This window comes from Pseudomonadota bacterium, assembly GCA_034660915.1.
Lineage (GTDB): Bacteria > Desulfobacterota > Anaeroferrophillalia > Anaeroferrophillales > Anaeroferrophillaceae > DQWO01.
The window spans coordinates 1-7,769 of record JAYEKE010000216.1; the positions used below are offsets into that span (position 1 = coordinate 1).

At 46.4% G+C, this 7,769-nt stretch carries 8 protein-coding genes, 1 tRNA gene and 1 pseudogene; 6 read left to right on the plus strand and 4 right to left on the minus strand.

Going from position 1 to position 7,769, the window contains the following annotated elements; genetic code table 11:
• From U9P07_11970 to U9P07_11990, 5 genes and pseudogenes are all read left to right on the plus strand, one after another.
• On the plus strand, positions 1 to 543 hold a 543-nt coding region (locus U9P07_11970), incomplete at its 5' end, for a flagellin (protein ID MEA2110122.1).
• Between the two features lie 143 nt (positions 544 to 686).
• Complete coding sequence (gene fliW / locus U9P07_11975) at positions 687 to 1,169, plus strand: flagellar assembly protein FliW (protein MEA2110123.1); 483 nt, start codon at positions 687 to 689, stop codon at positions 1,167 to 1,169.
• A 47-nt stretch (positions 1,170 to 1,216) separates the two neighbouring features.
• Positions 1,217 to 1,408: pseudogene (gene csrA, locus U9P07_11980) on the plus strand (carbon storage regulator CsrA).
• Between the two features lie 230 nt (positions 1,409 to 1,638).
• The gene (locus tag U9P07_11985; GenBank protein ID MEA2110124.1) at positions 1,639 to 2,547 is read left to right on the plus strand and encodes a diguanylate cyclase; all 909 of its coding nucleotides are present in this window, start codon (positions 1,639 to 1,641) and stop codon (positions 2,545 to 2,547) included.
• Positions 2,548 to 2,571: 24 nt separating this feature from the next.
• Entirely contained in the window at positions 2,572 to 3,225 is a 654-nt protein-coding gene (locus U9P07_11990; protein ID MEA2110125.1) for a hypothetical protein, read from the plus strand.
• A 39-nt stretch (positions 3,226 to 3,264) separates the two neighbouring features.
• Here U9P07_11990 and U9P07_11995 read toward each other — a convergent pair whose 3' ends face one another.
• Positions 3,265 to 4,551, minus strand: a complete 1,287-nt coding sequence (locus tag U9P07_11995; protein MEA2110126.1) for a M48 family metallopeptidase — start codon at positions 4,549 to 4,551, stop codon at positions 3,265 to 3,267.
• Positions 4,552 to 4,825: 274 nt separating this feature from the next.
• On the opposite strand from U9P07_11995, the gene U9P07_12000 reads away from it, so the two are divergent.
• A tRNA-Arg gene (locus U9P07_12000) sits at positions 4,826 to 4,902 on the plus strand.
• Positions 4,903 to 5,658: 756 nt separating this feature from the next.
• Here the strand turns inward: U9P07_12000 and U9P07_12005 are convergent.
• From U9P07_12005 to U9P07_12015, 3 genes are all read right to left on the minus strand, one after another.
• On the minus strand, positions 5,659 to 6,309 hold the full coding sequence (locus tag U9P07_12005) for a Fic family protein (protein MEA2110127.1): 651 nt from the start codon (positions 6,307 to 6,309) through the stop codon (positions 5,659 to 5,661).
• Positions 6,310 to 6,315: 6 nt separating this feature from the next.
• The gene (locus U9P07_12010; protein MEA2110128.1) at positions 6,316 to 6,516 is read right to left on the minus strand and encodes a GIY-YIG nuclease family protein; all 201 of its coding nucleotides are present in this window, start codon (positions 6,514 to 6,516) and stop codon (positions 6,316 to 6,318) included.
• A gap of 88 nt (positions 6,517 to 6,604) precedes the next feature.
• Positions 6,605 to 7,769 (minus strand): hypothetical protein (locus U9P07_12015; GenBank protein ID MEA2110129.1); only part of this gene is annotated, 1,165 nt, incomplete at its 5' end.

Sequence of the window (7,769 nt, forward strand, 5' to 3'; positions counted from 1 at the left end):
GGACTGGGGGGGAATGCTTCTGGCGGTGCTGATCCTGAAACCACGGTGTATCATGCCGGTGCATATGAAGTCGGTCCGCCGGTTGCCTATGATTCTATTAACGCCGTCCCTCCTGGAGCTGAAGATCATACAGTCTACAACAGCAACAACGGTACTATCACTTTTTCTTCCGCGGCTGAATTCGGCCTCCAGGAAAATAATGCTGTTGTCCTTTCCTCAACCCTGGGACTTGAAGTTAATGATGGTGTGGATACGCATCAGGCGTCAACCGTTAATAGTGGCAGATTGTTGGAAGTTCAGCGCTACCTGGCCTATTTTGAGGGGCAGTTGGCCACCGTGGGTGCCCGGATGAATCATATTGATCGTTCCGTCAATACCTATGAACAGCGGACCATCGATCTTAAATCGTTTATCGCTGATATTAAGGAAGTTGATATTACGGAAGCGATCATGAATTACAACTCGGCCCAGAATGCCTATGAGGCGACTTTGGCGGCTTCGGCCAGGATATATTCCACCACGATTCTTGATTATCTTACATAGTGTTCATCTGGAAACATTCATTTCCTGATGAACGCTATCAGCGATCAGCAGTCAGCTTTCAGTGAAATATTGAAAAAACAACCGGTTAAGCTGAGAGCTGAAGGCTGAAAGCTAGCAGCTCATCCGGAAACATTCATTTCCGGATGGAAAATTACATGGTTTCCAGGGAGGGTTCATTGCAGTATTCTACCAGTCGTTTTGGTGATATAGAAATCAGTGAAGGACAAGAAATCTGGATTAAGGGTGGGTTGTTTGGCTTTACAAATCTGAGCAAGTATATTATCATTCACCAGCACAGTCAGGGGCCGTTTGTCTGGTTGCAGTCTCTGGAACGTCCGGAACTGGCTTTTCCGCTGATTGACCCTCATTTGGCATATCCCGATTATATGTTGGAGATTTCCCGGGAAGAAGCTGATGAAATCGGCATTGAAGATGAAGATGATGTGAAAATTTTTGTCCTGGCTGCCATGCAGGCTGGGAACAAACTATTACAGCTTAATATGCAGGGTCCGCTGATAATTAATCAGAAAAAAAATCTGGCAATGCAATTTGTTGATCATCATTGTCAGTATTCCGGCGAGGTGGGTCTTGAATCAGCAAATGAAAAACAGGTGAATGGTGGGTGATTGGCGGTTGCTGTTTGAACCCCTGATAGTATTTCAAGGATCAAGCATTGTTGATATTGGCACGAAAAAGCAATGAATCTATTAATATCGGCGATGATATTGTCATAACCGTCCTGTCTATTGAAGGTGGGACGGTTAAATTGGGTGTAGAGGCTCCGAAAGAGGTTAAGTTGCTTCGGGGTGAAGTTTATGAGCGCATCAAGAAAGCCAATCTGGAAGCCGCGGGTAGTGATTTTGACTTCTTTAGTAATTTGGCTGCGGATAGCATGGTAGCGGTTCAAGAGGATCAGACGGTTTCAGCCGCTGCTTCAGATCGGCCGGTAGTTACCGTGACCAGGAAGCGTAAAAAAAATTCGGGAAGTCGATGAGCTTTTACAAGTCTACCAGTAATGATGGTTTTACAAAAAGTCGTAAAATCGATAGTACCGGGGACCACTTTTTTACCAGGTAGTAAGAAACGGAGCCAGGCATGAGCATACAGTGGGGTAATGAGCAACTTTTGCGGGCATTGGCTGATCTGGTTCCTTGTGGGTTGGTCGTTTTGTCGGACGATGGAACAGTTGAAATGTGGAACCGTCAGTTGCAGCAAATGACCGGGTTGGATGAAGCTCAGGCTAAATCCCGGCCGTGGGCTGAAATTGCCGTTAAAATTCTTGTTGATGGTGGTGAACCGTTGGAAAATCTGATCCAGATTGAGCCCCCGGCAGTATTTTCCGAGGTGCAGCATGTTGGCCGGCAGTGTGAAATGATTACCGTGACTGAAGATCTGATGCCAGTGGATATTCTTTTTTTTCCGGTTTCTTCCTCTTCCGACTCCGGGGGGGACGATGCCGGTTCATTTCTGGTGGGGATTTTTTCCTGGTCGAGTCTGGACGATATGGCTGATGGTGAGCCGTTCTCGAACCGTGAACAGCTGAGCGACATTCCCAGCCAGTATGAACTTTCATTCATGATGCCTCAGCAGCTGGCTTTACTGGCCCGCTATAATATCCCTTTTACCCTGTTGTTCCTGGAGCTAAAGAATTACCAGTCACTTATTGATTCCCTTGGCCTGGATGCCTGGAAGTCAACTTTGCGGGCGATTTATGGGAGTTTGCAGTCAATCGTCCGGCGGGCTGATTTTGTTGGTGGTTATGACCATGCCACTTTCTGGTTGACGCTGGCCAATGCCACTACCGACGGCAGTCTGCGGGTGGCTGAAAAAATGCTTCTTCATGCTTCAAAGATTACGATAGAAAATGCTGATGTGACTCTTTCCGCGGTAGTCGGCGGTGCCATTGCCCGCACTGGTGAGTCTCCTGACGCTTTTTTTACCAGGGCTTATGCTGCCTTGCAACAGGCCCATCAGAGTCCTGAAGACATTTTCATTGACCAATAATTGTCTCGCATCCAGCGAAGAAAAATGATCCTCATTTGTGCCGCTATCCCCGGTGAATTTAAACCGTTGCTTGATGATGATTTCAGCCAGCAGGACGAGAATCTCTTTCAGCACCGATCGAAACCTCTACTGCTGGCGGCCTTGGGCATCGGCAGCTGCAGCTTTTTATTGGGGTTTGCCCGAATCCAGTCACAATTTCCCCTCAAACAGGCACTCTTGACCGGTACCTGCGGCATCTATCCCGGATTTGCTGTTGCTGATTCTCCTATCCCCGCCCTTTTTAGCCCTTCATCCGTGCTTTTGGCTGATGGTTTGGTAATCCAAGGCCAAGGATACTTTCCGAAAATCATGCAACAGGAGTTGCCTTTGCAGGCGGAATTCTGGCAGAGACGCCAAGTTCTTAGTGGCCGCTGTCTGAGTCCTGCCGCCATTACGGCCGATGATGCCTTGGCCGGTCAGCTAGGCTGCCGCTATCAGGCAACGGCCGAACAGATGGAATGCTTTGCCTTTGCCGCTGCCTGCCAGGAATTTAATCTTGCGGGGACGGCCTTATTTGCGGTCAGTAATATTGCCGGAGCTTCCGGTCATGCCCAATGGCTGGACCGCCATGAGCGGGTGGTTGAAAAATCCTGTCAGCTGATCCGTGAAACGCTGCCGGAACTGCTGTTTTTATCTTGAATCCTGTCTTTTTTCTATTCCTCAACTTTCTGAATTGTTCTAAAAACTGCTGAAATAAATTTCAGGTGATGTTCCGGCATGGCTCTCGCTCATTTCTTTATTTCTTAGCGCGGCAATTCTTTGTTCCAACGGTGGGTGGGAATAATGGAGCAGTACGTACAGGGGGTGAGGGCTGAGATTGCTCAGGTTATTTGCCGCCAGTTTTTTTAAGGCGCTGACCAGGGATTCAGGGTCGCCGGTAGTCTGGCCGGCGAAGGCGTCTGCCTCATATTCATATTTCCTCGAAATGTACTGCAGGATAATGGCCAGCAGAAATTCCACCGGCGAATAAAGCAGGCCAAAGAGGATCAAACCGGCATAGATGGATGGCTGGTCAAGGTAGAAAGCGGCAAACAGGCCCGGCTGGCCGATAAAAAGGCTCAACAGGTAGAACATGAAGCCCATGTGGATGATCCCCAGCAGCAGGTTTTTCAAGATATGCTTTTTGCGGTAGTGGCCGATTTCATGGGCGAGGATGGCCACCAGTTCGCCGGTGCTCTGCTGCTCGATCAGGGTGTCAAAGATGGCGATGCGGCGACGTTTGCCAAAACCGGTAAAAAAGGCATTGGCCTTGCTGGAACGGCGTGATCCGTCAATCACAAAAACATTTTCCAGGGGGAATTTGACTGAACTGGCATAGTTCAGGATGGCTTCCTTCAATGATCCTTCGGCGAGCGGGGTGAATTTGTTGAACAACGGCATAATCCAGGTTGGGGCAATGAACTGAATGGCCAGGGTTAATGCGGTTGAAATGAACCAGCAATAGAGCCAGGCCAGTTGTCCGGTTTTTTCCAGAAAGAACAGAATGCCGGCCAGCAGGGGGCCGCCAATCAGGACTGCCAGAATAACCCCTTTGATCCGGTCGGTGATAAAAGTTGTAACGGTGGTTTTGTTGAAACCGAAGCGACTTTCAATAACAAAAGTATCATAAATAGTAAATGGTAGAGAGAGGATCATTTTCAGCAGCAATAACAGGCCGATATACAGAAGCCCGGTTGGAAGCTCCGGAAATTTCCATCCCCGGACCAGGATATCCAGGAAGTTGAAGCCGCCGGTAAACCAGAAAATCAGGGTGGCTGCCAGCGATATCGTAGCGGTGAATAAACCGAAGCGGGTGGTAACCAGCAGGTATTGCTGGGATTTCTGGTAGCGGTCAGGGTCGAAGGTATCCTGGAATTCAGCCGGTATTGTCTCCTGTAAAGCCCTGAGGTTCAGCAAGTCGGCAAGCAGCTGCAAACTGAAATCGATCAGCAGCGTTGCCAGAATGATAATGCCATAGATGTTCATGAAATCCTTAAAATCTCTGCTGTCCGGTAAGATTATTGCTGTTCTTGAACCGTGATTGGCTGCGTAATTTTTTTTGCGAATATAATGGTTTGTCAGTTTTTTCTCAACCGCTTATTTGCCGGTTTGAGTTCCGGCAATTAAAATCCTTTTTACCCTTGGCTGCCATGCCGTGAGTTGGGGGCAATAGTTGGCAGAGAGAAATGTGGTGTTTTTTGTAATATGAACTTGTCAAAGTCTGTCCATGTATGGTAACAGAGTTCTTCCCATGACTTTAGGGCAATTAGCTCAGTTGGATAGAGCGTTGGCCTCCGGAGCCAAAGGCCGCAGGTTCGAATCCTGCATTGCCCGCCAGTAAGATTAAGGGGATAGCTGATATTTGTTGGCTAACCCCTTTTTATTATTTTGTGTCCCCAGCAGTATCCCCAGTAGAGGAGTTGATTTTCGAATCCAGGATCTACCTTTTTAATCAGAGGGTCGCAGGTTCGATCCCTGCACGGCCCACCAGTAATATTAAGCACTTAGCCCATATCGGTTAGGTGCTTTTTTCTTTTGACCGCCATTTTGACCGCCACTTTGCCTTTTGAAACTCACTTTTTTCAACATTTAACGAAAAAATAATTCGGCACTTGCGAGAACATTTCCGCATTTTAGATGCGAATTTTCCATAATACCATCTTAAACGATGCTACTTGATGAGCGACAATTATATATTTGTAAAATCGCTATGGGGGGGGCAAAACATAAGATGTGGCGGGAATCGAACCCGTTGACTATTTTAAAACCAGCTACAAACGCCTACTTGCCAAAATTGAAACAATTCACTATGTGAAATGAAGGTAGCTTTTTGTAGAACGGATCGTGTTATATTTGTATGAAAATTTTCTCGATTTTTGTTGTTTAAAAGAGAAATTTGCTGAAAATTTTTTGAATTTGTGTTATGTTGCTTCGTTATGAAAGATACAAAACTTAGCCAATCAAATCCTTATCTTAAAAACGCTGAAAAGCGCCGAGCGTCAGTGGTGGCTTCGGTATGCTCATCTTCTGCCATTGAAGGTATTGCTGCGCGAAAAATTGTTGCTGACTATTTATCTAAAAATAATAATTGTTCTATCCTTCATAATTCTGCAAAGAGCGATTAATGACATTCCTGAAAACGGCTTCCATCGGTTCATAGTTTCGATCCAATCCCTTTCTCACTGCTGTAAAATATTCTTCCTGGCGTATCTTGGCAAAATCACTGAAATCTAGAGGGGGAAGACCTGCTTGTAAAGCCATCAGGGTTGCAAGCAGCCTGGCGATTCTGCCATTGCCTTCGCGAAAAGGATGAATGATGATGAGTTCGGTGTGAACGGCGGCCAGGGAAGAAATGACCTCTGATCGAAAAGAAGACGAGCAAGGTGTATATTTGGCAAGAAAATCGCGCTCAAAGTCCGTCATGAGCTTAGGAATATATGCTGGTGCGGCAAATGGGAAATTTCCTTTGCTCATCATTACTTGTCGGTAGTGTCCGGCCCATGCATATACCGTCCCCAACCACCGGTAGTGCATCTGTAGAATATCCTCAGCCGCAAACTTTTTATTGAGGTCACACTCATCCAGCAGCTGATCGGTGAGCTCAAAGAGCAGCTCAGTTTCAATACGTTCCATCTCTGCCTGGGTGATGATCCCAAGAAGATTTTTCAAGACCTGGCCATTTGAACCCGGTTCAGATTGATCTTCGGTAAACCCGGAAGTTGAGTATCGTCCTTTTTTGTTCATTTATTTTCAATAACCAACCATCTTCATTTTATCCCCTCGCGACAATCCTTTGATTTCCAATTCACGCCGAGTAGCTTCGCTGCGATTTTCTGCTGGTTCATAGTAAACCAACTCTACCGGTAGTTGTGACTTGGTATACTGTGAACCTTGGCCACTGGAGTAGGACTCAATCCTTTTATCCATACCGTTAGTGATTCCGGCATTAATTTAGCATTTTAACATGTAAAATAGCATCATAATCTTTTGATTTTTTTTTATAACAGACTTCTTCAAATAACCTCAAAAAGCACAGATTTCATTGGACACTGCCTCTTGGGTCCGGCCCCACATCATATAAGAGGCGCTTTCCATTTTCGAGCCGAATCTCTTGCTCATTCAGATACCTGCACAATTGTATCTGAGCTGCGTGAAACCTTGGTGTCTCAAGCGGCTCAAGCCTTATCACCATTACTTCCTTTGTGCTCTTTATCCAGCCTCGACTCTGCGTAATAGCATCCAGTCCCGGCTGCAAATCCCGTTCGTTTGATAAAAACCTCCGGAATATTTCGATTAATTTCTTACGACTGTTCCAAAAAAGTGTTTCGGCTAAATTCCAGTAATTTTTGCCTTCAATCTCTATTACCTTGAAATGTTTGCCGGTGATCTCGTTTATATCTATCCGCTCCGGGCAATTTGCAATATTTTCCTCTGTTTCGCTTATCGCCGCTTTCAATTGCGCCACCTTTTCGGTCAAGTCCTCGCGCATTTTGCTTTTGCGTAACGAACCGTCTTTGTTCTTTGTTAACGGCAATTTCCCCAGGCTTCGTTCGGTTTTTGTTAGCTTTTGTTTCAGCTTCTTTTTTTTATCTTTTAACTCTTTTAGCTGCGGATTAGCAATTGATTGCTCGGCACTGTCGCTGGAAGCATCTTTTTCCGGGTTGTAATGCATATCAAGCTGGGCGGCCATATGCTTAAAAGCGTTTTCACTGCACCCCCATCTGCCTAACATGGCGGTCGCAATAGAGATCGTGGACTCCTGATCATCTTGACATACGCACGCAACCCGCCTGTCGGTCTTTTGGTTCCAGATAACGATTCGTCTGAGGGTAATGTGGTTTTTCTTGTTATCCCGATAAATTTTCTCATCTTCAAATGCCCGGTAGGCTTTGTTGTTGACAAAGAACTCCTCACTGAACGAGTCTTCGGCAATTGCGCGTAATTCCTTGCTGTCGCTGAATTTCTCCCATGTCACAAATCGGTATCCGGCCAAGGATAAAAAATGCTCTACCCCCCATCCCTCGCGGTCAACGATTATCAAGGGGGGCGTTTTGCCGATGTAGCCCTGCCATTTCTCGCTCATTTGCCGCATCATCGTTTTGAGATCGCCTTTTCCCTCTTGAATCTCAAAATAAACGATTTGTCCCTGGCAATCATGGACAAACATTTCCGTCTGGCCGGGCATTGCTTGACCGCGCTGCATA